The sequence below is a fragment of the Streptosporangium nondiastaticum genome (assembly GCF_003011965.1).
GTDB classification, from domain to species: domain Bacteria; phylum Actinomycetota; class Actinomycetes; order Streptomycetales; family Streptomycetaceae; genus Streptomyces; species Streptomyces nondiastaticus.
This window is the reverse complement of record NZ_PXWG01000095.1, coordinates 1-25043: the sequence shown is the minus strand read 5'-3', so window position 1 is coordinate 25043 and position 25043 is coordinate 1. Positions and strand designations below refer to the sequence as shown.

Genomic DNA, 25043 nt, shown 5'->3' with positions numbered 1-25043 from the left:
GCCCTCGAGTCGGCCCGCGCTGATGCAGAAGGGCTGGCCGGACGGGTCCAGCAGGACCGTCCAGTACTCACCGCCCGGCTGGTGGGCGGGCTTGGTCGCGCCCAGGCCGAGCAGGCGCCGCTCGGCGGCCGGCACGTCCTCGAAGGCCAGGTCGAGGTGGAAGGGGAGCTCCTCCTGCGGCCAGTCGGGGGCCGTGAAGTCGCGGGCGGTGTAGAAGATGAACCGCGTCGAGCCGTCCGTGACGAGGAAGGCCGTGGGGGCGCCGTCCTCGCCGGGGAACTCCTCGGCGACACGCCAGCCCAGGGCGGCGGCGTAGAAGTCGGCGAGCACCCTGCCGTCAGGGCCCCAGAACGCGTAGGACGCCACGGAGCCCACGGCGGCGGACAGGGAGGAAACAGCACTCATGGAGGAACACTCCAGAAAAAGAGGGGTCGAGGTACGCAGGCGCGCGGACGACTGCCGCGAGCGCTCGGAGGCGGAGGGCGCGAGACGGGCCGTTCCCGGCCGGGCGCCATCCTCCGCTCTGTAATTAGTACACAAGTACAGTAACGCGGGTCGGTGGGGTGTGCAATACGGACACACCGGAAACTTGTGCGCGGCGACGCGGCTCCAGGGCGCGAGAGCACGCGAGGCCCTCCATTCCCAGGGGGCCTCTTGTCAGGGCTCGTGCGGCCGCCGGCGCGCCCTCCTGTCCGTGCGCAGGGCCTTGCAGTACGGGTGTACTCCTCGCCGCGTGCGGGGCTCTCCGTGTACAGGCGGTCCGGGGCTCCGTGGTCGCGACGCCGATGGCGAGGGCAGGGCCCTTGTGGTGTCGCATCCAAGGAAGGGCGCAGGGCGCGGGCGGGCTACAGTACGTACGTATCGCACCGTCTCTGCGTCTGTCCGGAGTCCTCTGCCATGTCTGCCCAGCCCCCTGCCGCGCGGCGACGCCGTGACCCCGAGCGCCGCATCGCGGAGATCACGGAAGCGACCCTGAGCGTCATCGCCGAGCGCGGTATCGAGGGACTGACCCACCGGGCGGTCGCCGACAAGGCGGGGGTACCGCTGGGGGCGACCACGTATCACTTCGCGACCAAGGACGACCTCATCGAGGCCGCCCTGGCACTGGCCTACGAGCGCTACGCGGCGATGCTGCAGCAATGGGCGGCCCAGCGGCCCGATCTCGGCGTCAACCAGCTGGTCGTGCTGCTCACCGACGCCATGATGGGCGTCTTCGGCCCGAACCGGGCGTATGAGGCCGTCGAGCTGGAGCTCTACGTCGCCGCCCTGCGCCGCCCCGCCCTGCGCCCCATCGCCGACCGGTACACCCAGGCCACGACCGGCGTCCTGCTGGCCTACGTCGACCCTGTGACCGCGCAGGCCGCCACCGCGGCGATGAACGGGCTCACCCTGCGCGGCCTGGCCGCCAGCGAGCCGCCGACCCGCGCCGAGGTCGAGGACATCCTCCGCCGCATCCTCACCCCCAACCCCGCGCTCGCCACGCCCCCTGCTCCTGGCCGCTGAACCGCCTCTCCACGGCCCTGGTGGGCTGTTCTTCAGAGGCTGGCACTCAGCGGCCGGGCCCGGCGGCGCGGCCGGGCCACAGTCCGCGCAGGCGCTCACGCTTGGCTTTGGGGAGCTGGTCGACGGTGCGGTGCCAGGAGTGGTCGATCATGTCGGTGAGTTCCTCGTCGGGGACGGTGCCGTCGAGGATCACGGTGTTCCACAGGTGGCGGGGGCCGTAGCGTCCCGAGCGGATGGCGGGGTACTGCTCGCGCAGGTGGAGGGCGAGGCCGGGGTCGCACTTGAGGGCCACTTCGTCGGGGCGTGCGGCGGTGGCGGGGGTGAGGACGGCGAAGATCTTCCCGCCGGTCTTGTAGAGCTGCATGGTCCGGCTCGGCTCGTGTTCGGTCGCCTCCGGCAGGGACAGGGCGTACTCCGCCACGTCTTCGGGCGTCATGACCTGTCTCCCGTGCGCATGGTTTTAGTCTCCCGTCGGCATGGTCAGGTCGGCGGACAGCCAGCGTCGCGGGCGCATGCGCAACGTGACCGGCTCCGGGAAGATCTCCGCGGCGTGGTGGACGTACCAGTCCACTTGCCCTTCCGGCAGGTAGCGGGCCGCCATTGCCCGCAGTTCCGCCTCCGTGGTCCTTCCGGTGTGGACCACCTCGCCCTCGACCGAGACGTAGCGGGTGCCGTAGTCGGCCATCATCGAGAAACGGCCCGCCGCCTGAATGAGGGCGAACTTGCGGGAGGCGCGGTCGGTGGTGATCCACACCTCGCCGCCCGGCTCGTAGCCGTACCAGATGGGCAAGGCCAGCGGGGCGCGGTCCGGGCGGCCCGAGGCCACCGATAGAGCGCCGATGTGCGGCTCGGCCAGGAACGCCTCACGTTCTTCGATGGTCAGCGGCATGCGATCACCTTTTGAGTCGGGGGTTGGCTGTTACGCGCGTGGGGTCGGCGGGCGGTACGACCAGCTTGTTCCTGCACCGGGCCGTTGTCCTGTGCACGAGCGGGTCGGGTCAGGTGGCCAGGACGCGGCCGTGGATGGTTTTGACTTCACTCCCTGAGGGGGCGTTGGCTGGTCAGGCCGTGCAGGACGAGGCCGTTCATGAAGGCCACGGCCGCTCGGGCGATATTGGTGTATTCCTGTTCCAGGGCGATCCGGAACAGTGGGCCCTGCGCGGCCCGGGCCCGGTTGCGGTCCGCGGTATCCGGGCCGGCGCCGGTCGCGAGGTTGTGGGGGTCGTGCGGGTGCGCGCAGGCGATGCGGGCCGGGTTCCTTGCCGTCGGCGGGGCCCGGTCTCGGTCCCGGCGGTGGCCAGGGGTGCGGCTTCCTCATGGGCCTGGTGCCTGTGCCGTGCCGGGGCGTGGGGCCAGGATGCGGCGCAGCACGCAGGCGATGTTCTCGCGGTGCGGGGTGCTGGTGCCCGCCAGTCCCCGCAGAGTGAGCCCGTTGAGGGCGGCTGCCGCCGCGGTGGCGGTGAGCGGGTCGGCGAAGTGAGTGAGGGCCTGGACGCTCAGCTCGGTGTACTGATCCGCCAGGGGTCGCAGCTTCGGGCGGCGCAGGGCGGCGAGGTAGAGCTCGAACTCCACTACCTGCTGGTCACGTTGGGAGCCGAAACAGCTCACGAACGCATCGGCGAGATCCTCGGCCAGTGCCTCGGTGTCCTGGCCGTGGTGGCGGGCGGTCCAGTCGTCGAGGTAGACGGCGAAACGGTCCACCGCACGCCGCAGGGCGGCGGTGATCAGGTCGTCCTTGGTCGCGAAGTGGTACGTGGTCGCCCCGAGCGGCACCCCGGCCGTCTCGGCGACCAGGCGATGAGTCACCCCCTCGATGCCGTGCTCGGCGATCACCTTCTCCGTGGCCGCGGCGATCTCCTCGATCCTGCGCCGCGGATCACGGCGCCGCGCGGACCTCTCGACGGTCATGGAACCCCCTTCCGGTACGTATGTACAGCCCTTCTCTGTGTGCATGCCGAAAGCAGACGCCTTGTGCGTAGCGCCTGAAACCTCGCCCATTTCTGCCAAGGATCCCGCCCGAAGCGTATGAGCTGATAGGGGGTCGCGTGTCGCCTCGCTCCGACTTACAGTACCAACGTACTGGAGGCGGTTCGGTGCGAGCACGCCCGCTTCGGCGGTGGGCCGCGTGAAGATCCCATCGCCCGTCGCCGCGTCCCCGGTCCGCCCGGGCCGGGCCGGCTCTAAGCACCACCTGATCACCGACGGCCGCGGCACCCCGCTCGCCGTCATTCTCACCGGCGCCAACCGCAACGATGTCACCCAGCTGCTGTCCCTGCTCGAAGCGGTCCCGCCCGTGGGCGGGCGCGTCGGCCATCCGTGCAGGAAGCCGGACTCGCTCTTCGCCGACCGCGGCTATGACCATGACATCTACCGTGACCACGTCCGCAAGCGCGGCATCGTGCCCGCGATCGCCCGACGTGGCACTCCACGGCACCGGGCTGGGCACCTACCGGTGGGTCGTCGAGCGCAGTTTTGCCTGGCTGCACGGCTTCAAACGCCTCCCCATCCGCTGGGAACGACGAGCCGACATCCACGAAGCCTTCCTCCGCCTCGCCTGCTGCCTCATCACCCTCAGGCAGATCAACTCACTCTGCTGAGTGTGACGGTCTGGCCAGCAACTCGACCGCTGACGGCATACCGTTGCTGGACTGTCTCCCGTTCATCGATCGGAGTCCACCATGCCCACTTCACCGCGCGACGTGCTTGCTGCCTACCACCGAGCGATGCTCGCCTGGTCTGCGGACGATCTGGCCAACCTCTACGCACCCGACGCCGTCCACGAGTTCCCCTTCCTCGCTCCGGCCAGACCCAACCGCTACCACGGACGGGAAGAGGTCCGGGCCGGCTACCAGGCTGCATGGGGCGCCACCTCGGTACGACTCCAGGAGATACATGACGTCGTTGTCTTCGACAGCACTGACCCCGAGGTCGTGATCGGACAGTGGGAGGCCACCGCGACGTTGGAACCTGGGGCCGCCCCGGCTGCCGTCACCGGCCTCCTGATCCTGCGGGTGCGTGACGGCCTGATTGTGCATGCTCTCGACTACATGGACTCACTCGGCACATTCCAGGCACTGGGCCGCCTGCCCGCGCTACTGGACAGCCTCAGTATATCGGCCAGTGATCAGTCCTAACCCAGTAGATTTACCGTCCTGTTGACACCCGCTCTGGTTTCCACAACGAGCACGCCGCTGCCCCTGCCCTGACAGATCAACTCATTTTGTTAGGTGTTGTAAGACGTCGTTTCCTTTGGAATGGTGTCTCGTTGTGCTGAGCATGGCGAGTCTTGCTCAGCGGTTGGTGCCGGACGAGTTGTGGGAGCTGTTCCGGCGGGTGGTGCCCGAGACGGTGGTGATACGCCCGCAGGGTGGTGGCCGCCGGCGGGCCGGAGATCGAGAGTGTCTGGCGGCGATCGTGTTCGTGGCGACGTCAGGCTGTACGTGGCGGGCAGATCCCGCCCGTGTTCGGGCTGGCCTGGCCGACCGTCTACTGGCGTTTCGCCCGCTGGAGCCAGGACCGGGTCTGGGCTCGTCTGCACCGGGTGGTCCTGGACGAACTCGGCGCGAGCGGTGAGCTGGACTGGTCACGGTTCGCCGTCGACTCGGCCAGCGTTCGGGCCCCCAAAGGGGGTCCTGACCGGACCGACCCCGACCGACCGTGGCAAGAACGGGTCGAAGATCCACCTCGTCACCGACCGCAGCGGACTGCCTGTTGCGGTAGCCGTCTCTGCCGCCAATACCCACGACAGCCTCGCCCTCCAGCCCCTGATTGCCTCGATACCCCCGGTCCGCAGCCGACGCGGACCACGTCGGCGACGCCCAGACAAACTGCACGGCGACAAGGGCTACGACTACCCCTACCTGCGGCGATGGCTCCGGGAACGAGGCATCACACCCCGCATCGTACGGCGCGGCAAGGAGGGCTCGCACCGCCTGGGGCGCCACCGCTGGGCCATTGAACGCACGATGTCATGGCTCGGCCGACTGCCGCCGACTCCACCGCCGCTACGCTGGAGTAGTGGCGGGTGTTCCGCTCCCGGAGGGGGCGTGGCGGGCGGGCCTCAGCTTTTGGCGGCCTTTGCGATTTGCTGGGCCGCCTGGTCGGGCGTGAGGTGCGTGGTGTCAACGACCTCGGCCTCGGCGTGTAGCCACGTGCGGGCAGCTTCGGCGTAGGGCTCAAGGTATTTGAGACGGAACGGGGAGGGGCCTAGAACAGTGTCCCGCTCGATGCGCCCGCGGAGGGTCTCCTGGTCAGCATGGAGGACGAAGTGCCGGACCGGGATGGCATGTTGAGCGAGGCCCGTGCTGATCTCGCGCCAGTACTGCTCGACCAGGACAGTCATGGGCATCACCAGCGTGCCGCCGGTGTAGTCGAGTACGCGCTGGGCGGTCTCGACCACGAGCGGCCGCCACGGCGACCAGTCCTGGAAGTTGCCCGTCCAGGGCAGCCCTGGCTTGATGTCCATGAGTGTCTCACCGACCTTCTCGGCGTCGAACACCCGTGAATCCGGGATCAGCTGCTGTACGAGTGCACTGGTCGTCGTCTTGCCCGCGCCGTGAGTGCCGTTGAGCCATACGATCATGGACCCGACGCTAGCGCTGTGCGGGCCGCGGGAACAGGTACGGCAGGAATCCGGTACGGCTTCGGTGCTCCTCAGGGTGGTACCAACCGCCAAGATCGGCTGTCATCTATCTCGAAAAGTCGGATCAGCGACACTTGCGACTGGTGACGGACACTCCAGATTGGCCTCACGAACCGGAAGATCTTGTCTCCCGACCTGCCTGTCGATTGACGAACCCCCAGCTCACTGAGGGCCAATTGGCCCCGCCTTCGGAGAACCTGCATCGGTCGCTGACACCTAGCACACCCAGCACCTGCGGACAGCAGCGACTAGAGCGTGTCTCCTTGATGCGCTAAGCGGTTGATCGGACATGCCTGTTCGTTTTGTGATCAGTGACGCGATGTGGGAGCGAATCGAGCCGCTGATGCCAGCCGATCCGGTCCGTGGACGTCGGTGGGCAGATCATCGCCGCACCCTGGAGGCCATCGCGTGGAAGTACCGCACGGGCGCGCCCTGGCGGGACCTGCCCGAGGAGCTCGGGTCGTTCACGACCGCGCACAAGCGGCTGTTGCGGTGGGCGGTGGACGGCACGTGGCGGCGGATCTTCGCTGCCGTACTGGCCGACGCGGATGCTGGAGGCGAGATCGGCTGGACCGTGTCGGTGGACTCCACGGTGTGCCGGGCCCACCAGCATGCGTCCGGTGCCCGCAAAGGAGTCGGGTGGCAGTGACGAGCCCGCCGATCACGCGCTCGGGCGTTCGCGCGGTGGGCTGAGCACGAAGGTCCACTTGGCCAGCGATGGCCGGGCCCGGCCGCTCGCGCTCGTGGTGACGGCCGGACAGGCCGGTGACGCCCCGGCGTTCACAGCCGTCATGGCCACGCTCCGGGGTTCCGCGCTCCGGCAGCGGGCGGCCCCGCACGAGGCCTGATGCGGTGATCGCCGATCGCGCGTACTCGGCCCGCGCGATCCGTTCCCACCTGCGTGAACGGCACATCCGAGCGGTCATCCCGCAGCCGGTGGACCAGGTCCGTCACCGGCTGCGGCGCGGCTCGCGCGGAGGCCGCCCACCGGGCTTCGACCGCGAGACCTACAGGAGCCGGAACACCGTCGAGCGGTGCATTGCCCGCCTGAAGCAGTGGCGTGGCCTGGCGATGCGATCCGACAAACTCGCCCTCTCCTACCAGGCCGCGCTCCATCTCGCCACGGTGTTGGTATGGCTGCGCAGGTGACCTCGTGGCTCCGGGGTGGCCGGATTCCGGCCGCGGGAGAGCGACGGCGACGGGCATCGACGAGGTGGCTCCGGGGGGAGCGAACCCCGGCCGTGCCTGCGTCGGGCGTGGTGACCTGGGCCCGCCTATATCATTTGCGAAGCGTGGAGTGGATGCTCCACCCCCATGGTCGGCGCGGGCCGACGGTAAGGAGCGCAGAGGTGGACAACGCAGATCGGACCCGGGAGCTCGAAGAACAGGTCCTGCGTCTCACGGCGGAGGCGAAGGCCAGCGCGCAACGGATTCAGCGGCTTGAGATGGAGCGGGACGACTTTGAGAAGAAGTACGAGGAGGCGCTCGAGAAATTTAAGAAGTCGCAGAAGGATCTCGACGAGCTTGAGAAATCGATGCAAGATCTCTGAGCCCTCCCCTGTTGTTCGCTCGCGGGGCTGGGGTGTTGTCTCGGACCTGGGCTTCCTCGGGATCGAAGCGAAGGAAGATGCTGCCCGCGGAGATTTGCGGTGCCGGGCAGCATGCGCCGGGCGGCGGTCGAGACCGGCGTCTAGACGAGTAAGTCCGAAGGGTTGGTCAGTGGTCGTAGGCGATCGGTGACCGGGTGACGGATCGTCTTGTGTTGCGGTTGTGCCAGATCGCGGCTGTCATGGCCAGGATCCGTTGTCCGACTCGGGCGAGGACCCCAGCGGGGGTTCTCGCTCTGTGGCGCTCAAGGTCGAGTTGGCCCTTGAGGGTGTCGTTTACTGACTCGATGAGCTGGCGGATGGGTTTGAGCAGGTGTTCGCCGGGCCGGGGGCTGCGGTTGCGATAGGTCGGCCACAGCAGGTCCAGGCCCTGCTCGGCCATGAAGGCATCGAGGTGTTTGGATACGTAGCCTTTGTCGCCGACGATCGTCTGTCCGGGGTGCGTGGCCGGCAAATCCTGGTCGCTGGTGAGCATGTCGGCCAGTACCTCGCGTTCGTCGACTTTGGGGTTGGCCAGAGCCCAGGCGATCGGCAGCCCGCCCGGGCGTGCAGATGAGGTGCAGCCGCAGGCCCCAGAAGAACCGGGAGTGCGAGGAGCAGTAGCTGTATCCGGCCCAGCCGGCCAGGTCGGAACACTTCACCGTGGGCCGTGAGTGGGCGCATTCCACGGGAGTGGAGTCCACAGTCCACACGTCGTCATGCCACAGGTCGGTGTCGCGGGCGAGGGTGCGGATGAGCCGGCTGATCAGTGTGTTCGCGGCCCGCAGGCGTCTGTTGTAGCCGGACTGCCCCGGCAGGTAGGGGAAGGTGGCTGCCAGATGGACGCGGGCGAAGCGCAGCCAGCGGGCCTCGGAAACGAACCCGAGCAGGGCCTGCATCACCGCCAGCGTCAGCAACTCGGAATCTGTCAGGCTCGGTGGGCGGCCCCATTGGCGCGATCCTGCCAGAGAGTCATCGATCTTCACGTACAGTGCAAGCGCGAGGGTCTCGAGGTCTGTCGTCACAAACGGACCAACGAGACCCTCGCTTCATGCACCCGGCCACTTCGGACTTACTCATCTAGGTGCCGCGCGCTCGGCGGACGGCGGGAGCGGGCGGGGACGCAGCCGGCCCCGCCCCGGGCCAGTGGGCCTGAATCTCGGCGGTGAGGTCGTTGGCCATGTGGAGGCCACCGGTGTTGACAAGTCCCAGCGATAGCGGGGTCACCCATCAAGGAGACACGCCCTAGCCCATCGCAGTAGCAGGGGCTGGCCGCTGCTGTCTTGCGTCATCATGTCGCAGGCGGCGCGCCAGTACTGCGCAGCCGCGAACCAGCTCGCGCGGCACCGACCGCGAGAGCGACGAATGTCGTGGCTGCCGACAACTCCGCCAAGAGCAAGGGGCTCGATGATGGAGAATTTCGCGCAGAGCCCGGCGGGCGGCAGCAGGCGGAGCTGGGGTCGAGTGATCGCCTGCGAGTAGGCTGTGTCCATGTCACGTACATGGGTTGGTGCCATGCCCCATTTCGGTTCCCTGGGGACCTCTGCTCTCGCCTTCTGCTCGACCGTTGATTCAGCCAGGCAGGCGAAGCCGGTCTTCGGCTCCGCGCCCTTCGAGGGAGCATCCGTCGAGCTCCTTGGCCCCCGGCCGACCGGCGGCACCGTCCACGCCCCACCCGGGGCGGCTGCGATCACGCCAAGGGCCCGGGGATTCCACGGCGCCGCGACTGGGGCCCATGCCTTCCACGTCGGAGCGCTCCAGTACGTGCGACAGGTCCAGGACGGTGAGCGCGTCATGGTGATCGCTGCGGACATAGCGTTGAAGAGCACGGAATGGTGACCGGCATGGGCGCGCCGGCCCCGGCTGGCCAGGGCAGACGATACGTGGCCGCTGCGATCGACCTGACGCTGGCCGGTTCCGTCGGCCTGTTGGCGGGCTTGTTCTACGTGGCGGGCTTCTACACGGCGGGCCTCGCCGGTGAGGACGTCCCTGGGTTGACAGACCCTCGTCTGCTGCTGCGGATTGCCGCCGGAGCTTTGGCGATGTCCTTCATCAACCAGGTACTGCTCGCCCTGGCGACCCGCCGGAGCATCGGGAAGCTCTGCGCAGGCACCTGCCTCGCGCGCACGGCAGACGGAAAGTGGCCTGGGCCTTGGCGGGTTCTGCTCCGGTGGATCGCTGGGATCACCTATGCTTCCACGATCGCCCCGCTGGACATCCTCACGTCCGGCCCCGGCCTGGCCCCCGACGACTTCACCGGCGTACGCATCGTCCTGCGCCCTGGCCTGCGCACCAGGTGACGCGGATCATGCGGAGCGAGGAGAGGGATGCCCTGTAGTACAGCCACGCCTCCCCGCGTCTGCGGGCTTCGGCATGAGATGGCCCGCTCGGCCGACGCGCGAAGGGACCCGGGCGAGCTCAACCAGATTGGCACTTGCCGCGCGTCGGCTGTCCGGCTGACAACGTGAAGTCCACCAGGTGGCATGACCCTCGCTCCGTACGGGGCCGAGGTCGCGGCAATGCTCAGGACGGCTGCGTGGGAGCGGAATGTGTGTGGGCTCGGCCGGGGTCCGGACTCCCGTTGCCTCTCCACCTCCGTGTCGCTACAGCCCGTAGCGAGGAAGACAGCCTACATCGCCCATGCCGCATGGCCGGTGTTGCTCTGTGCTCCCCGAGTGCCAGCCGAAGGCGCATTCTGATCGACGATTGCGAGCTGCCTATTCGATGGGCTCTCTGCTGTTGTAGTTGATCAGCCTGATGGGGGCGAGCATGGCCGCGCCGGCCAGGGACAGGGCGGTCGTCTGTACCTCCTCGAAGATCAAAGCGGGAGCGAGGTCCGCACTGTCAGCGCCCGCCGAGACGCGCCCAAGCTCACGACGCCGACCCGGTTGCCATGCTGTCCGAGGACCAGAGCTACCTCGGGCCCGTGCTCACCGCGGAGGACCGCACCCCTGCCTGCACCCACGGCTGAACACCAGCTTGCTCCTTGAGCGGGCCACCAACAAAATCAAGCCCCGAGCCGTGGCCGCCCTGTACAACAAGTGCGGTCACGGCTTCCTTGGTACCGCCACCGCAACTGCACTCGTCATCTGGCTCCGCACATGACTGGCCGAAGTAGTCCTAGGCTCTTGCCCGTGTCCGACTATCAAGATCCTTTCACTGTCTGCTATCCCGCCCTTCTACCGTGGGCGCAGCCTTCTCGGCAGGACGTTCTTCACCGTGCTGTGCGGACTGCCGTGGAACGCTCGCTTGTGGTGCAGTGGGGCCGCATAGACCCGGAGAAGCCGGCGAGTGACGCCGACGTGCATGCGATCGTCGCCGCCTGTGACGCGTACGTCCAAGGCTGGTTCGACGCCGTGATCCGCCCTGCTGCCTGCTATCCCCCGAACGACTGGGGATGGTCGTCGTCACCGGGGTTGTGGCTGGATGCCTCCAAAAGCCACGGCCGGGGCAGAGCCATCCGTCTCACCATCGCCGAGAACCTCGACTTCTTCGCCAGATTCCCTTTCGGGGAGACGCTGAACTTGGTCGGATACGCCGAGCACACTGCCCGGACGACGACGGGAACTTCCCGGCAGCGGGCTGCCGATGCCACTGCTGAGGCCCTGCGGTGGGCGTGGGCCCGTCACACCGACAGACTCGGCTGGGACGACGCCGAGTGGTACGAGTACCTTGAGGTGTACGAGCTGATCGGCTGGACGACGGCGGCACTGCAACTTCCCGGGGTGAGGCCGTCGCAGGCTGCCGATCGGGTGGAAGAGATCGCGGGGCAGAAGTGGGATGACTGGTCACCGTGGACGTCGGATGAACTACCGGCACCGTTCATCACCCAGGCGACGCAAGCCGTGGCGGACTGCGTGACGACAAGCACCGCTACACCGTCCTCGCCGCCGCCATGGTCATCTGGCTCCGAATATGACTGACCGGACGCGGAATAGGGCAGCCGGATACTCTGGTCAGGCGCTGTCCTGCGGGTCAGTGTCAGTCCGTGCGCGGAGCGGCAACGAAGGAGTCGGGGAAGTTGACTTACCCGGCATGATCTTGATGCCCGTGAGCGTCTCATACGCGACGGCCACCAGCGGCGCGGTGCCGGGGTACTTCGGCGCCCGCCCGCCTTTCTCCGCCAAACTCAGCACTATCTCGATCTGGCGCGCGTCGGTCACAGGTCCTCCATGTAGTAGGCGCGGACACTGGACATGGCCACGAGACGACCCGTCCGGCCACCCGTGAATCGGGCCACTCCACACCCCCGGTCCCCGGGAGCGTTCGACCCTCTTCTGCACCAGCGTCCTGAGGCAGTGCTCTCGTGCTCTCGCCCGCCGGATGGCCGGCGCCGCCGTCCAGCCCTCCAGCCGCCACACCACCAGGCCCCGCCCGCCCCTGCCGCGCCCGGCCGCACCACAGCGACCGCGGCGAGCTGCACCGGGTGCGGCAGCGCTTCTAAGGCAGAGATTCGGCACGCGAGCGTGCGGCGGGCGCTGCGCTCCTCCTCATTCACGCCGCCGGGGACGAGAGGGAAGACCGCGGCCTGGTAGTTCGCGATATGGGCGACGATCGTGTCGGCGATGCCTTGCGCGTACCCGTCAGCCGACGCCTGCTGCCTGCCGCGTGAGCGTGATCAGCAGATGGATGCGGGCGGCGAGCGGCACAGTCATCCGAGAAGTATGCACGGCACCCAGGCGCCTGCTGCACGCGGCGCTGTTAGCCCCGGTGGCTGCTTGCATGTCAGTGGTGCCTGCAAAGGTGTGCTTGCAAGGGCGGCGGTCGATGCTGCCTTGTTCGTTCGGTACGGGAGGGGACGGCGTGACAGGACAAGGACACGGCTGGGAGGGCATGCAGTGGCAGGAGTGGAAGCATGTTGAGGTGATTCGCTGGCGGCTGGAACAAGGCGCTGATCCGGATGACCTCAACGGCTCCCGGCCTTTGCACCAGGCCGTGATGTCCGGCTCACCCCAGGTCGTCATGGAACTGGCCCTACGTGTGGCAGACGTGGATGCGCTCCAGGACGGCACGACCGCACTGTGGGAAGCAGTCATGGAAAACCAGCCCGACAGCGCCCGTGCACTCGTCGCCGCCGGAGCTGATCCCTGGCGGCAGCTCATCGCCGGCTGGTCCCCGGGACGCCTCAGCCTGGCCGGACCCACCCCCAACTTGTTCACCATCCCCGATGGGCAGCAAGGACTCAGCGACACGGAACGCGCAGCAGTACACCAAGCCCGACAACTCCTCGCCGTCCTGAAAGACATCCACTACGAGGGCCTCGGCTTGGTGTGTGTGGCCGGCATCGACGCCCCGGAAGCGATACGACGCCTGCAAGCCATACCCGTCGAAGGCAGCAGGCTCCACGCCCTCCAAAAGCCCTCTTGGGGCGAAGACCTGCGCACTGTCGGTGTCACCACAGTCCCCGGCGGCTGCATCGTCACCCAGCCCTGGGGCTACGCACCGCAAATGCCCGGCGTGCAAAAGCTGCTCTCGGCAGGCACCTCCTGCTACGGCCTGTACGCCAACGCAAAGAGCGGCGACCAGGGCAGCATCGCCCGCAACGGCACCATCGAAGACTGGGACCTCATCCCCGGCGGTGACCTCGACCCTGAAGACACCCCCACATCCGAAGACGTCCTCCAGCACTACCTCTACCGGCACAACGCCGTCGCCTACGCTTGCGCTTGGGCAGGACTGCACCTGACCGACACACACGCTGTTTTCGGACCACCCGACACCTGGGTCGACCTGCCGGAGCGCGACTACTGGCACAGCTGACACACGCCCCTCGACGTGACAAACCGCCCAGTCCCTGCGGCTCACCTGGTTGACGTCGGCGCACAGCACGGGTGCGAGGCGGCCGGCGGCGGGAGTGGCCGGCAGAGTCCGAGCTCGGCGGGGCCTGGCGGCAGTGCCGGCGTCGGAGGGACGAGGGGCTTCAGGCCGGATAGCCGATCTCCGTGATGTCCTCGGCCAGCCCGGCCAGCTCGACGTCTGGGTTGAGCGCGGCGACCACCTCCTGCGTCAGCGGGCGCCCGGCCAGGATGTGACGGACAGCCTCCACGTCGACGGGGACTTCGTAGTACTCGGACGCCCACTGCGCGTAGACCTCCGGTGAGCGGTCGACGAGGAGCGCGAAGAGGAAGTCGGCACCGTCCGGGTCTCCGTCATCCGTCTCGGGGAAGACGATGGAACCGGCCCGCCAGACAGGGTCAGCTGCCTGGCGCCACAGACAGCAGGTGACGGTCAGGACACCGTCCTCCTCACAGAACGCGGGCTCCCTGATGTAGGGGAGGAAGACCTTCGGTACTTCATCGAGCACGCCGGGCCACACCAAAGGGACGTCCATGCGGGCCCAGGGACTCATGGGCGACGCGTGGTCGAAACCCCGGACGTACGTCCCGTCGACTGAGAAGACGATCGAGTACTCTCCTCCGACCCCGTCCCGCATCGACGCCATTTGCTCACCCTCGCCCCAGCAGGCGTCGAAGGAGTAGAACCGCGTGTCCCACTCCGGGCTCAGCACGGCCTCGAGCATCGCCAGCCCACGGCAGTGCTCACGCAGCTCATCAACGGCTGGCAGGACCCGGGCCACATCGTGTACGGTCACGCCGCCATTTCACCGCACCCCACTGACAACTACGCGGCCCGTGCAGGGAAGACGAGCGGCCTGCGAAGAACAGACCATGCTGCGAACCATGGAGATCGCCGCCGAGGCGGCTGTGCCCCCTCATGGTGCCCCCTTCCTCAACCGGCCTACGTCATTGCAACCCCGCATCTGGGACATGGCGTGAAGCGGATCGTGCCGGGCACATATGATCACCGGCAAGCGCCGCGCGAGGGGGTTGCCGTATGGACGCAACGAGCATCCGCCACGACCGATTCTGCTATTACGCCGATGTCCGCGACGGACGCAGCCCGGAGCGCCCCAAGGCGCTGTGGCGTACTTCGGCGGGCACTGGTACATGGGAGTACTGGTCCACGATCGACTGGGCCTGGCGGCAGGCCGGTGAGCGCCGCGTGGTGACCTCGGCTCCCGCCCGCGAGGACTTGGTTCCCCTGGACGAGCAGGACGCGGAAAGGTTGCAGGGGGACCGGCAGGGGTGGGCGGAGTACTGGGTGTCCTACACCGAGGAGCCCGGCCCCCGGTTCATCTTCCACAGCGTGATCAGGAGGCGGTTCAGTCCGGAAGGCGTGAAATGCGAATTCTCGAACTCTCACCTGCTGTGGAAGCAGACCAGAATCCTCACTGATGAGGCGGGTGAGGGCTGGGGAATCCAGGCCGCACGGGAGGAGGCTGACGAGGTCCTGCACGAACTCAAGGGACGCCCGGGTATCACCGAGCTCGGCGAGAGCGGCCCGCATTCCCCTCGTCCGTTCGATTCCTTCCGCTATTTCATCACCGGGGACGATCCGGAGGACCCGTGGGGCCTGTGGCGCCTCGACGCTGACGGCCAGTGGCAGCACTTCTCGGCTCTGGAGTGGGGCTGGTTCCCTGAATTCTGGGGCGACGACTTCACGGTGGTCCTCGGCGTGAAGCTGGAGAACTCGCCTCAGAAGCCCGCTGCGGCCAAGAATATGACGGAGATCGAGGCCGAGCACGCCCGGAAGCTGGAGGCGAAGCGTGACATCTGGATAGCGGACCACTGGCTGTACTGGCTTTACGACGACAAACACGCCAACGGCGAGCCGCCCGTCGGCGTGGCCCGCCGACGGCGCGATACACGGTCCTGGCACGACGAGCTTTTCTTCGGTAAGGGCACGTGGCGTGGCGACACCGACCTCGTACGCCGCTTTCCCGACTACCGTGAGAACACCTACCCTTGGATCGAGAAAGTCGACCGCGTCGCCGCCGAGCAGGCCATCGCCGAACTCTTCGGTCTGACCGGCGTCATCGAACCCTAGAAAAACTGCTGCCCGGGGAACGCCTCAGGTCCTCGAAAGCCCGGTCTTCGGACACAGCCCCCGGTGCCGTCTGATTTCGACTGCCACTGCGATGCTGGCGTCATCCGCGAGGCCGGCCGTCAGAGAGTGGGAAGAACAACAGCAGCGCGCCGGCCAGCTCGAACGGCCCGCCCGTGTGGGCGGGCAGGCAGTCGGAGAAGTCGGTCCAGTACGAGCTTAACCACCACAAGCGCTCGAAGGCCGTCTGACCCCCACCACCGGTCGGGTGGTCAGCAGCTGGTGCGGTATTCGTAGATCGTGGTCGTATCAAGGGCATGACGGCCTTTGAGGCACTGGCGTTGAACTACACAGCGGCAGTCGCCTCCGTGCGAACCCGGATGCACACGCACAGAACCCGGCCGCCGCACCTCCAGGCTCCGGTGCGCCCGGTGTGGCGCGTGGTGCCTATGCCGGTCTGCTGGGCCGCTCACGTCCGGACCGTGATCCTGGCACGCGGGTGGAGCACCTGGCTCATGATGCGGGGGAGCGGCTCCTGGCGGATGCGGCTGCGCGGCTGGGGCGCCCGTGTATCCGGCGGGAGTGCTCCGGTCGCGTGGAGCGCGAGGTCGTGGCTGCTGCCGAGGGTGCCGGCCTGCTCATCCTGGCCCGCGATGGCGACCGCACCCGCCTCGGCCCTCGCAGCCTCGGGCCCGCCGGCCGTTTCATCGTCGACCATGCTCCTTGCCCGGTCCTGCTGGTCTGGCCGCAGCCGCCACCGGGCGCGGCCACCCTCCCGCCACCGCCGCCACCGCCGCCGCCACCGCCGCCACCGCGGTCTCCGCACCACCGCTGACGCTGCGACGTACGCACGTCGCGGGCCGGTAGGCCGGTAGGCCGGTGGCGGGCTCGGCCCTCGCTTCAGTCCTCGCTCTGGGCGGTGGCGCCCGGCACGCGACCGCGAACCGCGTACCAGCCGGCGACCAGCGCCGCGGCGATCAGCGGCAGGCACAGCACGGTGGTGCGTGCGGCCCCTCCGTCGGCGTACATGAGGATCAGGACGCAGAGGAGGAAGGCCAGCGTCACGAGTTGGGTCCAGGGGGAGCCGGGCAGGCGGTAGGAGGGGCGGGTCAGTGTGCCGTCCCGGGTTTTCCGCCAGAAGAGGAGGTGGCAGATCATGATCATGCCCCAGGTGGCGAGGATGCCGAGGGCGGCGAGGTTGAGCACGATCTCGAACGCGTCCGCCGGGACGACGAAGTTGAGCCCGACGCCCAGGACGCACATGCCGCTGGTGAGCAGGATGCCGCCGTAGGGGACGTGGGTGCGGCTCAGCCGGGCGGTGAAGCGCGGTGCGGAGCCGCTCACGGCCATGGAGCGCAGGATACGGCCGGTGGAGTAGAGGCCGGAGTTGAGTGAGGACATGGCCGCGGTGAGCACGACCAGGTTCATCACGTCGCCGGCTGCCGGGACGCCGATGCGCGAGAGCACGGTCACGAACGGGCTCTGGCCGGCGCTGTAGCTGCTCCACGGCATCAGCATCGACAGCAGGACGACCGAGCCGACGTAGAAGAGGCCGACGCGCCACATGATCGAGTTGATTGCCTTCGGCATGATCTCCTCGGGCTTGGCGGTCTCACCGGCTGTGACTCCGACCAGTTCGACGGAGGCGTAGGCGAAGACGACGCCCTGGATGACCAGCAGCACGGGCAGCAGGCCGTTGGGGAAGATCCCGCCGTTGCCGCTGATCAGGGCCGGGCCGGGGACGGCGCCGTCGACGGGGTGCCGGGTGGTCAGGAGGAAGATGGCGATCCCCATGAAGACCACCAGCGCGCTGACCTTGACGATCGCGAACCAGAACTCCAGTTCGCCGAAGATCCGCACGGAGATGAGGTTGACGGTGAGGACTACGGCCAGGGCCACGAGCGCGATCACCCACTGCGGGACATCGGAGAACAGGCGCCAGTAGTGGGTGTACGTGGCGACGGCGGTGATGTCGGCGATGCCGGTGGTCGCCCAGTTCAGGAAGTACATCCAGCCGGCGGTGTAGGCGCCCTTCTCCCCGAGGAACTCCCGGGCGTAGGAGACGAAGGCACCGGAGGACGGCCGGTACAGGACGAGCTCGCCGAGCGCACGCACGACGAGGAAGGCGAAGACGCCGCAGACGGCGTAGGCGATGAACAGGGAGGGCCCTGCGTCGGCGAGGCGGCCGCCCGCGCCGAGGAAGAGCCCGGTGCCGATCGCGCCTCCGATGGCGATCATATTGATGTGCCGGGGTTTCAAGGTCTTGCTGTAGCCGGTGTCCCCGGCGTCGACGTGACGGGCTGTGGGGCGCTTGTCGTCTTGGAGGAACTGCTCGCTCACGCCTGGGGTCTGCCTTCCATGGTGGTGGCCGTGCGCTGACACGGTGGTGGCGTGCGCTTAAGGGCGCACGATGTCGGTGAGGGCCGGCCGGCATGCCGGTGCGTCGCGTGGTGGCCTCCTGCTCCGTCCGGTCGAGCGGACGGCCCGGATGGTCCAGACGGTCCGGACGGCCCGGGTGGTCCGGGTGGCCTGGATGGTCCGGGTCCGCCGGGGTGCGGCGCGGCACCCCCGGCGACCGGGGTCCCGGCGTGCCGGCGCACTCCGGCAGGCCACCGGCAGGCCATGGGCGGCCTGGCCGCCGGAGGCGGGGGCTGCGGCCGTGCTGGCCCACCCCGCCGGGCAGGCGCTTGAGGAGGGTGCCGCCCGCGTGCGCGCTCACCGGCCGCACACCCCGGCACCCCCGGGGAACGGGTGTGCCGCGGGCGAGGCCGGCGGCCGCGGAACGGCACGGCCACCCGCGGCCTGAAGGACAACCGGCGTAGGGGCATACCACTTCCTTCCGGGGCATGAGAGGTGATCGCCGGTGGCCGGATCCGCATCCGCCCGCCGGACATCCCCGGCCACGGCAGGCTGCGGCGGGCTGCGGCAGGAGACGGACGGGGCGCCGGCGGAGGGCACCTTGGCCGGCAGAGGAACAGCAACCACGCCCCAGGAGCACGGGCTTGCGTTTTCCTTACCGCGAGTAAGAATCCTGCTGGCGTTCCACCGCAATCACAAGAAAACACATCTTCGCAACAGATAAGTGAGCCTTAACTCCGTGCACGGACTCGACCCCCGCCTGCTCGCCACCCTCGAAGCCGTCGTGCGGCACGGCTCTTTCAGCGCCGCCGCACGCGAACTCGGCTACAGCGCGCCCGCCGTCTCCCAGCAGATCGCCGAACTCGAACGCCGCGCGGGCCTCAGGGTGCTCGAGCGCCGCCCCGTGCGCGCCACCCCGGCCGGCGAGGTCCTTCTCGGCGCCGAGCAGAGCGTCCGCAACGCGCTGGCGACGGCATCGGTGGAACTCGACGCCATGCGCGCGGGCACGGCCGGCCGGATCCGGCTCGGCGCCTTCGCCTCCGCCGCCACCAGCATCGTTCCGCAAGCGCTGGCCCAACTCCACACGGCCTACCCCCACGTGCAGGTCAGCCTCAGCCAACTGGAACCCGAGGCCGGCTACCACCGGCTCAAGCGGGGGGACATGGACCTGGCCCTCAGCTACGACTACGACTTCATCCCCGACCCGCCGCCCCGGATGCTGCGCCGGACGCTGGTCGCACGGGATCCGGTGGTGGCCGTGGTCCCGGAACACCACCGCCTGGCCGGCAGGGAGGTCATCGACCTGGCCAGCCTGGCGGCCGAAACGTGGATCGCGGCTCCGGAGGCCGCCCTGCGCCTGGAACTGCTGTCCCAGATGGCCCAGACGCCGGGTTTCCGGGCCCGCCTGCAATACGAGGGGGACGACTTCAACACGGTCCTGGGTTTCGTGGCCGCGGGCCTGTGCGTTGCCGTCATGCCGCGACTGGCGCTGGGCCGCGGCAACGCCCGGGTCGTGGCCCGTCCCCTGGCGGAGCCGCAGTTGACGCGCTTCATCTACGCCGTCCGCATCGACACCCGGCACGCCCCGCGCGCCGTCCTGGACCTGGAGCGGATGCTCGCCGCGCACGCACTGTCCGCGCTCTCCTGAGGTCCGCCGTTGAGGTCCGCGGTGCGGCCGGGGCGGCAGCCGGATGTGAACAGGTTGTGGAGGGTGTGTGAAAAGCAGCCAACTTGACGGCTGCTGCACGCGCGTAGACCGCACCGTGGCGCCAGCGTTTCCGGCACCTCCGACTATCGGCCACGATGGCTGAAAGTTAAACTACTGGGTGCCGGGCGCACTACGTTTGCGGCGGTCGACGTTTCACCGAGAGGAAACCCCTCATGACCGCAGCCAACAGCACACCGAGAACCGCCCGCATCCTGGCCGGCTACCGCCCCGAGGACGGCTTCATGGCCGCAGAACTGAACCCGCCCCCGGCCGAATACGTCTGGCACGACGAGCACGCCGAACAGCAGGAACAGCGCTACGGCCCCGGAGCCGGCTACCACCAGTGGCTGGCCGTGGACGCACACGACGGCGCCGTCTGGTTCGGCGACACCGACTGGCGGACCCCGCACGAAGACCTCAGCAGCCAACTCCCCGGCCCACCCCGCAGGACACTCGGCGACGGCACCATCCCCGCCCCCGGCGTCATGGTGCACCTGCTCGGCCACCTCACCCACGACGAACAACGCGGCTGCTCCTGGCGGTTCTTCACCGCCGGGGAACTGCACACCCTCGCACTGCGCATCCTGCCCGCCGTACAGCGCCTCGTGGACTCGATCCACCGGATCGGACCACAAGACGAACTGGAGTGGTCGGCCGAGGCCGCCACCGCCTGGGACGACATCGAGCAGACCGCGACCCACACCGAGAACCCCTCCGGCGAACTTCTGTGGCCCGCACCACGCACGACACCGAACCCGAAGTGGCGCATCGAGGTCGCCACGTTCCTCTCCATCAACCCCGACCTGTGCGACCCCTCCTGGGCCCTGGCCACCGACGCGGAACTCGACGCCTACGCCGACTACCACCCCGAAAACGGCTACGGAGGCGTACCGGGACGGATATGCCGCGCCACCGACCAGGAGATCGAGGACGGCTTCACCTTCTACGGCCACCGCGCCGCCCTCTACGCCTACCGGGCCACAGCATGCGGCGACCGCACCCCCACGGACGCCCGCACCTGGCTGGAGACGACACAGGACGGCCGCGACACCTGGGAAGCGGCCAAGCCCCCCGGAGCCACACTCGCCGACGTCCCCGACTGCGTCCTGGCAGCCCTGGCCGAAAGATTCCAGAACGCCGCACACGACAAGGGCCTGGCCCTGACAGGCCTCAACGCCTACATGCACCGGCTGCGCGCCGAAGAACGCTTGGCCGTCGACCAGCAACTCATCTGCGAAGCCCAGGAAGTCGAACGCCTCGAGAACATACTCAAAGACTCCCGCGCCGCACGGAACCGCACCGTGACACGGATCCTCGCCTGGTCCGACGGCCGCAGCGACGAGGAAATCGCCCGCCTGGCATCCATGCCCGATGCCCACGTCACCAACTGGCGGGCCCGCCTGACCGACGAACAGATCACCACCACACCCGCACCCTGAACCACTGCGCGGCCAGGACGACGCAGCCTCTCCACCCCCCACCCGCCAGAGCGGCCCGTTTCGGTGCCATCGGCGCGCAGTCGACAGCCCAGCCGGCTCGTGTCCGGCGCAGCGCTTGGTACAGCCGCCCAGGCAGGTACCTCGAAGGCACGTTCGCGCTCAGGCTTTCGGATGCTGATCCGCCGGCATAGCGAGGCCGTGCCGGACATTCAGCAAGACCGCCGCCATCACCATCACCGCCAAGTCCACCAGGCACAGGGCTTCGGCCTCGCCACCGCAGACGTCCGTCTCACTCGACCTCCTGCGCGTCAGCCCGGCAGCCAATGCAGCTCGTGCGCCAGGGTTTCGGCGACGGCACGGACGCGGCGGTGCAGTGGCGACTGCTCGCGGGGGAGGACCAGGTGGAACGTCAGGCCGGGCGCGCCCCGCAGCGGCCGCCAGGTGAGACCGGCCGGTTGTACCGTGGCCGCGGCTTCTCCGGCCGGGGCAAGGGCGACCCCGTCGCGCAGGTCACGCTGAGAGATGTCGAAAGAGACCGCGGGCGTGCGGAACCGGGGGTGTGGCCGGATATCCCGGAACAGCGCGGACAACTGATCGTGGATCACGGGGTTGGCCGCACGGTCCGGAAGCCGCAGCGCATACGCGGCCGCGTCGGCGATCTCGATCTCCGGGCGTTCGGCCAGCGGATGGTGCTGCGCCGGCCGGACCCCGACGCGCGCACGCCGCAGCGTGTGAGGAGCATGCCGGACGAGCCGGCCAGTCACGCCCCCCACCGGGATGAGACGCCCTTCTCACTGCGGACTCAGGCGCGCTCCTCGCGCTGAGCGGCCAGGACGCCGGGGTGGCGGACGTTCTGGTTGCGTCGGCGCAGAGATGGCCACCACCCGCCCAGCGCGGCCACGATTCTCCGCAATGCCCTGTGTAGTACCGCCGGGGCTCGGATTCGGCGGGATCCGGTTCCTGCCGCATTCTTGGCCGCCTTTGTTGGGGGCGCGCCTCGGACTGGCGCTCGGAGCCTGGGCGGTCTGTGCCGAGAGGCCGGGGTGGAGGCGGGTCTGGTTGTTTCGAAGGCACTGCTGCGCCCTGGCGTCTGTGTTTCGAAGGCGATTTAGCGATCTTGGTATATGTTTCGCTGGCGGCCGGGGAGGGGGAGGGAGAGCCGGGGTGTCGGCGCGGTCGACCAGGTATCGGGCTGAGCCCGCGTCACGCGCAGGGCCGCAGGCGCCTATCGGCCCCCCCCCGCAACTGCCCGAGGGGCTGGATCCGTACGGGCCCGGCTCCTGCTGTCTTTCTGCCGAGGCCCCGGCTGCAGGTTCCCACATTCCGTATCGTTTCCTCAGATCCGGTGTCAGGCAGGTGCCATGTCCTGAGAACGTACTGGTCACGCCTTCGGGGCTGGGCGCCGGGGTGGGGAACCGATCCGGGCGGCTGCCCGCTCGGACGCGCAGTGTCACTTCTTGCTTCTGGCCGCTGTGGTGCCGGTCCAGCGCATGCCAAGGGCGTCGAGGTCCGCGCGGCGCTGCTCGGTGAGTTTGTCGGCTCGTTTGCGGATGTTGTCGAGGGCCATGCCGAGTTTCACCACGACAAGTTCCTCACCGGCGGTCGGCCTGCCTTCCGGCTCCACGTACTCGATGTGTTTTCTAGGGACGTTCAAATGTCCTTCGCGTGCGTGGTATTGGCGTGCCGCGGCGAGGTTGAGGGCCCATTTGTCTTCCTGGGTGCGTTTGACGGGCCGTTCGGCCTCCTCGGCCGGGGTGAGGCTGAGGACGTTTTCGAGAAGCCATTGCTGGACGGGCAGGAGGCTGTCCCAGTCGAGGCGGCAGGCTGTTACCCAGCGTCCGAGGTCTTCCCCCTGCACGATCACCTCACCCGCGACCGTCGGTACTGCCCCACCGCCTTCGACGTGGGCCTGGGCGAGCCGGAAGCAGCGCTGCCACCCGGCGTCCCATACCGGGCACCAGCCCGGGTCGATCTCGTCCAGCGCCTCTCGCTGTGCCTGGGTGAGGGCTTTGGTGCTGGATGCGATGGGGAGGCCGGCCTCGCGGCGTTCGGCGATGATGTCTGCGAGCCGGGCGGCAGGAAGTGCCCGTGGACGGCAGCCCAGGCCCGGGCAGCGGCAAGCCCTTCCTCGAACGCGACGTCCTGGTGGGACCAGACCATCCCGAGCCCGTCGAGCTCGGCGACGCGATCCTGGGCCAGGCGTCCGGTCCGGCTTTGTTGAAGCGCTGCTGATCGGCCAGCCATGTCCCCAGCGGGAACCCCGCCGGTACCCAGCCATCCGGGGTGACAAAGTCGTACGGCACCCGCAACTGCACGGCGCCGGTCTCCTTCACGTACCGCACGCACGCCTCGATCCCGCGCCGCCAGAAGCTGTTCTCCGGCTCGATCACCCGCAGCCTCACAAACCGCGCCAGCAGCGCCGGATCCCGCGGCACGGAGAACTTCAGCAGCTCCCGCGCGGACGCACTCGGCCCCCGCTCACCCCCCAGCTGCTCCTGGCTTCCTTCCCCGGCCTCCCCGGCTTCCTCCTCCGGTTCGTAACTGTCGCTGCGCACACGGGGGTCGGCGAGGGCAGCATTTCGTCCGGGCTTTCACCCGGTGCGAGGAATACCGGAACGATCAGTGACGCGATTTTCCCTTCCCCGGGCTTCATACGAAGGGCGCGGCCGACCATTTGCACGATGTCGATCATCGACCCCCGTGCATCGCAAAAGGCGACGGAATCACAATTCGCTGTGTCGACTCCTTCGCCCAGCACGTTCACGGAGCTGAGCACGCGCAACGCGGCCGGCCGCAGCCCCAGCCCGTCACCGTCGTCGTGGGCCTCGATGACGTCGCAGGCGAACTCGTCCAGCACGGCCCGCCGGTGGCCGGGGGAGTGCCCGCCGCACAACCAGCCGGCCCACACGCGCTCCGGTGCCGGGAACCGGCGCGGGTCGTTCTCCCACAGCCGCCGCGCGGCGCCAGCGACGCTTTCGGCCATGGCCTCGGCCTCGCTGACCTTGCTGTGGAAAGCCAGCATCTTTCTGCAGTACCTCCTGCGCCGCCGTCAGGACCCCGGCCTGCAACGCCGCCAGCCGCGCCCCGCGCACCGCGTCCGCCCCAGGGCCAGCGGCCTGGTACGCCTCGTCCACGACCATCAGGTCCCACACACCCAGCCCCTGGGAGTGTGGGCACGTTGCAGGATGCCAAGGCCGACGGAGGCGTAGGCGGCGAACACCGTGACCCGCTCCAGCCCCTGAACCCATGCCGCGAGTTCGTCCGGGTCCGTCGTGCAGGGCACGCCGTCGGAATCCTCGGCCCGTAGCGAGCAGACCCCGAGCATCGCCCCTGTGCGGCCGTCCTCGCGCCATGCGGCCGCGGTCTGTGTCAGCAGGTCCAGAGTCGGCACCAGGACCAGCACGCGCCGCGCGGCCAGCCTATGAGCGGCCTCGGTGGCGATCAGTGTCTTGCCCGAGCCGGTCGCGGCGATGACCTGGGTCCGCAACCCCTCGGCCGGCATGTGCCCGCCGACGGGCGTCTGCAGAGCGCGGAGGACGGCATCAACGGCCTCTACCTGATGTGGAAACAGGTCTTTCCCCGGCATGCATTTTCCCTTCACCGTTCACGCCTGACGCCTTTTCAGATCCCCTGGAATTTATTCAGTTATGCCAGAAATACGAGGCCAAGAAACCGGGTTATTCAGATTTCCAAAAGGATTCCGGTCGAGTGGAGACGCCTCACCCGGTCGCCCGGAAGCCGTGACGGGACCGCTCCTCTCATAAGGTAGCGGGCACACAGAATGACGCACATCCGCCATTCCGAAGCCTCCTGACTCACTCACCCAGGGACCTCATGAGGGGGAGTCACCCACCGCCTCACCCCGGCCCCCACCCCAACAAGACAAAGAAACAAGCATCCTGATGCCTCGTCACCCAGACCAG

General features: G+C 68.5%; 25 protein-coding genes and 3 pseudogenes. 14 read left to right on the top strand and 14 right to left on the bottom strand.

Features of this window, described 5'->3' with window-relative positions; translation table 11 throughout:
• Positions 1-405, bottom strand: a 405-nt coding sequence (locus B7P34_RS25640; protein WP_106680245.1) for a VOC family protein, incomplete at its 3' end; no start/stop codon positions are given.
• 492 nt (positions 406-897) lie between these two features.
• Here B7P34_RS25640 and B7P34_RS25635 point away from each other — a divergent pair.
• Positions 898-1503 carry a TetR/AcrR family transcriptional regulator gene (locus B7P34_RS25635; RefSeq protein ID WP_106680243.1) on the top strand — a complete coding sequence of 202 codons (606 nt, stop codon included), beginning with the start codon at positions 898-900 and terminating at the stop codon, positions 1501-1503.
• 46 nt (positions 1504-1549) lie between these two features.
• On the opposite strand, the gene B7P34_RS25630 is transcribed toward B7P34_RS25635, so the two are convergent.
• The 3 genes from B7P34_RS25630 to B7P34_RS25620 form a co-directional block, all read right to left on the bottom strand.
• The gene (locus tag B7P34_RS25630; protein WP_106680241.1) at positions 1550-1939 is read right to left on the bottom strand and encodes an MmcQ/YjbR family DNA-binding protein; all 390 of its coding nucleotides are present in this window, start codon (positions 1937-1939) and stop codon (positions 1550-1552) included.
• A gap of 24 nt (positions 1940-1963) precedes the next feature.
• A complete protein-coding gene (locus tag B7P34_RS25625) occupies positions 1964-2392 on the bottom strand; it encodes a pyridoxamine 5'-phosphate oxidase family protein (protein WP_106680239.1) in 429 nt (142 codons plus the stop codon).
• A gap of 425 nt (positions 2393-2817) precedes the next feature.
• Complete coding sequence (locus B7P34_RS25620) at positions 2818-3411, bottom strand: TetR/AcrR family transcriptional regulator (RefSeq protein ID WP_106680237.1); 594 nt, start codon at positions 3409-3411, stop codon at positions 2818-2820.
• A gap of 244 nt (positions 3412-3655) precedes the next feature.
• Between B7P34_RS25620 and B7P34_RS25615 the strand changes: the two are divergent.
• The 4 genes and pseudogenes from B7P34_RS25615 to B7P34_RS39805 all read left to right on the top strand — a co-directional run.
• Positions 3656-4100 (top strand): annotated as a pseudogene (locus B7P34_RS25615) (IS5 family transposase); the annotation flags it as partial.
• Positions 4101-4181: 81 nt separating this feature from the next.
• Positions 4182-4637 (top strand): nuclear transport factor 2 family protein, encoded by a 456-nt coding sequence (locus tag B7P34_RS25610; protein ID WP_106680235.1) that lies wholly within the window; start codon positions 4182-4184, stop codon positions 4635-4637.
• Between the two features lie 142 nt (positions 4638-4779).
• Complete coding sequence (locus B7P34_RS39810; RefSeq protein ID WP_353620267.1) at positions 4780-5076, top strand: transposase; 297 nt, start codon at positions 4780-4782, stop codon at positions 5074-5076.
• A complete protein-coding gene (locus B7P34_RS39805) occupies positions 5073-5675 on the top strand; it encodes a transposase (protein WP_353620266.1) in 603 nt (200 codons plus the stop codon). Before B7P34_RS39810 ends, B7P34_RS39805 begins: the two co-directional genes overlap by 4 nt.
• Here B7P34_RS39805 and B7P34_RS25600 read toward each other — a convergent pair.
• A complete protein-coding gene (locus B7P34_RS25600) occupies positions 5564-6085 on the bottom strand; it encodes an ATP-binding protein (protein WP_106680233.1) in 522 nt (173 codons plus the stop codon). The genes B7P34_RS39805 and B7P34_RS25600 overlap by 112 nt on opposite strands.
• Positions 6086-6434: 349 nt before the next feature.
• Between B7P34_RS25600 and B7P34_RS25595 the strand changes: the two are divergent.
• Positions 6435-7294, top strand: a pseudogene (locus B7P34_RS25595) (IS5 family transposase).
• Positions 7295-7494: 200 nt separating this feature from the next.
• Positions 7495-7695: a hypothetical protein gene (locus B7P34_RS25590; protein WP_106680231.1), complete on the top strand. Its 201-nt coding sequence runs from the start codon at positions 7495-7497 to the stop codon at positions 7693-7695.
• 166 nt (positions 7696-7861) lie between these two features.
• Here the strand turns inward: B7P34_RS25590 and B7P34_RS25585 are convergent.
• Positions 7862-8756: pseudogene (locus tag B7P34_RS25585) on the bottom strand (IS982 family transposase).
• A gap of 807 nt (positions 8757-9563) precedes the next feature.
• Between B7P34_RS25585 and B7P34_RS25570 the strand changes: the two are divergent.
• Both B7P34_RS25570 and B7P34_RS25565 read left to right on the top strand, forming a co-directional pair.
• Entirely contained in the window at positions 9564-10031 is a 468-nt protein-coding gene (locus B7P34_RS25570; protein ID WP_106680225.1) for an RDD family protein, read from the top strand.
• 834 nt (positions 10032-10865) lie between these two features.
• Positions 10866-11654: a hypothetical protein gene (locus B7P34_RS25565; protein WP_146166921.1), complete on the top strand. Its 789-nt coding sequence runs from the start codon at positions 10866-10868 to the stop codon at positions 11652-11654.
• 33 nt (positions 11655-11687) lie between these two features.
• Here the strand turns inward: B7P34_RS25565 and B7P34_RS25560 are convergent, their stop codons facing one another.
• Complete coding sequence (locus tag B7P34_RS25560) at positions 11688-11894, bottom strand: hypothetical protein (RefSeq protein ID WP_106680221.1); 207 nt, start codon at positions 11892-11894, stop codon at positions 11688-11690.
• A 670-nt stretch (positions 11895-12564) separates the two neighbouring features.
• Between B7P34_RS25560 and B7P34_RS25555 the strand changes: the two genes are divergently transcribed.
• A complete protein-coding gene (locus B7P34_RS25555) occupies positions 12565-13491 on the top strand; it encodes an ankyrin repeat domain-containing protein (protein ID WP_223268232.1) in 927 nt (308 codons plus the stop codon).
• Between the two features lie 160 nt (positions 13492-13651).
• On the opposite strand, the gene B7P34_RS25550 is transcribed toward B7P34_RS25555, so the two are convergent.
• Complete coding sequence (locus B7P34_RS25550; RefSeq protein WP_106680217.1) at positions 13652-14323, bottom strand: hypothetical protein; 672 nt, start codon at positions 14321-14323, stop codon at positions 13652-13654.
• Positions 14324-14565: 242 nt separating this feature from the next.
• On the opposite strand from B7P34_RS25550, the gene B7P34_RS25545 reads away from it, so the two are divergent.
• Positions 14566-15618, top strand: coding sequence for a hypothetical protein (locus tag B7P34_RS25545; protein ID WP_106680215.1), 1053 nt, complete (start codon positions 14566-14568; stop codon positions 15616-15618).
• Positions 15619-16084: 466 nt separating this feature from the next.
• Here the strand turns inward: B7P34_RS25545 and B7P34_RS37655 are convergent, their stop codons facing one another.
• Complete coding sequence (locus B7P34_RS37655; protein ID WP_189383049.1) at positions 16085-16333, bottom strand: hypothetical protein; 249 nt, start codon at positions 16331-16333, stop codon at positions 16085-16087.
• A 182-nt stretch (positions 16334-16515) separates the two neighbouring features.
• Positions 16516-17955, bottom strand: a complete 1440-nt coding sequence (locus B7P34_RS25535; RefSeq protein WP_106680213.1) for an amino acid permease — start codon at positions 17953-17955, stop codon at positions 16516-16518.
• 757 nt (positions 17956-18712) lie between these two features.
• On the opposite strand from B7P34_RS25535, the gene B7P34_RS25525 reads away from it, so the two are divergent.
• Complete coding sequence (locus B7P34_RS25525; RefSeq protein ID WP_189383047.1) at positions 18713-19621, top strand: LysR family transcriptional regulator; 909 nt, start codon at positions 18713-18715, stop codon at positions 19619-19621.
• Positions 19622-19854: 233 nt separating this feature from the next.
• Entirely contained in the window at positions 19855-21120 is a 1266-nt protein-coding gene (locus tag B7P34_RS25520; protein ID WP_106680209.1) for a hypothetical protein, read from the top strand.
• Positions 21121-21428: 308 nt separating this feature from the next.
• Here the strand turns inward: B7P34_RS25520 and B7P34_RS25515 are convergent, their stop codons facing one another.
• Both B7P34_RS25515 and B7P34_RS38860 read right to left on the bottom strand, forming a co-directional pair.
• Positions 21429-21884 (bottom strand): hypothetical protein, encoded by a 456-nt coding sequence (locus tag B7P34_RS25515; protein ID WP_223268231.1) that lies wholly within the window; start codon positions 21882-21884, stop codon positions 21429-21431.
• A gap of 686 nt (positions 21885-22570) precedes the next feature.
• Complete coding sequence (locus B7P34_RS38860) at positions 22571-22984, bottom strand: helicase associated domain-containing protein (protein WP_223268230.1); 414 nt, start codon at positions 22982-22984, stop codon at positions 22571-22573.
• A 224-nt stretch (positions 22985-23208) separates the two neighbouring features.
• Here B7P34_RS38860 and B7P34_RS38855 point away from each other — a divergent pair, with 224 nt between their 5' ends.
• Positions 23209-23352, top strand: a complete 144-nt coding sequence (locus B7P34_RS38855) for a hypothetical protein (protein ID WP_223268229.1) — start codon at positions 23209-23211, stop codon at positions 23350-23352.
• A gap of 211 nt (positions 23353-23563) precedes the next feature.
• On the opposite strand, the gene B7P34_RS38850 is transcribed toward B7P34_RS38855, so the two are convergent.
• Both B7P34_RS38850 and B7P34_RS38845 read right to left on the bottom strand, forming a co-directional pair.
• A complete protein-coding gene (locus B7P34_RS38850; RefSeq protein WP_223268228.1) occupies positions 23564-24142 on the bottom strand; it encodes a helicase-related protein in 579 nt (192 codons plus the stop codon).
• Between the two features lie 117 nt (positions 24143-24259).
• Positions 24260-24706 carry a DEAD/DEAH box helicase family protein gene (locus tag B7P34_RS38845; protein ID WP_223268227.1) on the bottom strand — a complete coding sequence of 149 codons (447 nt, stop codon included), beginning with the start codon at positions 24704-24706 and terminating at the stop codon, positions 24260-24262.
• Positions 24707-25043: the final 337 nt, after the last annotated feature.

What these genes read in the sequence shown, in the direction of transcription:
- B7P34_RS25570 (WP_106680225.1), top strand. Translation starts at nt 9,564, where the DNA reads ATGGTGACCGGCATGGGCGCGCCGGCCCCGGCTGGCCAGGGCAGACGA.
- B7P34_RS25630 (WP_106680241.1), bottom strand. Translation starts at nt 1,939, where the DNA reads ATGACGCCCGAAGACGTGGCGGAGTACGCCCTGTCCCTGCCGGAGGCG.
- B7P34_RS37655 (WP_189383049.1), bottom strand. Translation starts at nt 16,333, where the DNA reads ATGGTCGACGATGAAACGGCCGGCGGGCCCGAGGCTGCGAGGGCCGAG.
- B7P34_RS25625 (WP_106680239.1), bottom strand. Translation starts at nt 2,392, where the DNA reads ATGCCGCTGACCATCGAAGAACGTGAGGCGTTCCTGGCCGAGCCGCAC.
- B7P34_RS25600 (WP_106680233.1), bottom strand. Translation starts at nt 6,085, where the DNA reads ATGATCGTATGGCTCAACGGCACTCACGGCGCGGGCAAGACGACGACC.
- B7P34_RS25635 (WP_106680243.1), top strand. Translation starts at nt 898, where the DNA reads ATGTCTGCCCAGCCCCCTGCCGCGCGGCGACGCCGTGACCCCGAGCGC.
- B7P34_RS38850 (WP_223268228.1), bottom strand. Translation starts at nt 24,142, where the DNA reads ATGCTGGCTTTCCACAGCAAGGTCAGCGAGGCCGAGGCCATGGCCGAA.
- B7P34_RS39810 (WP_353620267.1), top strand. Translation starts at nt 4,780, where the DNA reads ATGGCGAGTCTTGCTCAGCGGTTGGTGCCGGACGAGTTGTGGGAGCTG.
- B7P34_RS25620 (WP_106680237.1), bottom strand. Translation starts at nt 3,411, where the DNA reads ATGACCGTCGAGAGGTCCGCGCGGCGCCGTGATCCGCGGCGCAGGATC.
- B7P34_RS25610 (WP_106680235.1), top strand. Translation starts at nt 4,182, where the DNA reads ATGCCCACTTCACCGCGCGACGTGCTTGCTGCCTACCACCGAGCGATG.
- B7P34_RS25545 (WP_106680215.1), top strand. Translation starts at nt 14,566, where the DNA reads ATGGACGCAACGAGCATCCGCCACGACCGATTCTGCTATTACGCCGAT.
- B7P34_RS25520 (WP_106680209.1), top strand. Translation starts at nt 19,855, where the DNA reads ATGACCGCAGCCAACAGCACACCGAGAACCGCCCGCATCCTGGCCGGC.
- B7P34_RS25555 (WP_223268232.1), top strand. Translation starts at nt 12,565, where the DNA reads ATGCAGTGGCAGGAGTGGAAGCATGTTGAGGTGATTCGCTGGCGGCTG.
- B7P34_RS38845 (WP_223268227.1), bottom strand. Translation starts at nt 24,706, where the DNA reads ATGCCGGGGAAAGACCTGTTTCCACATCAGGTAGAGGCCGTTGATGCC.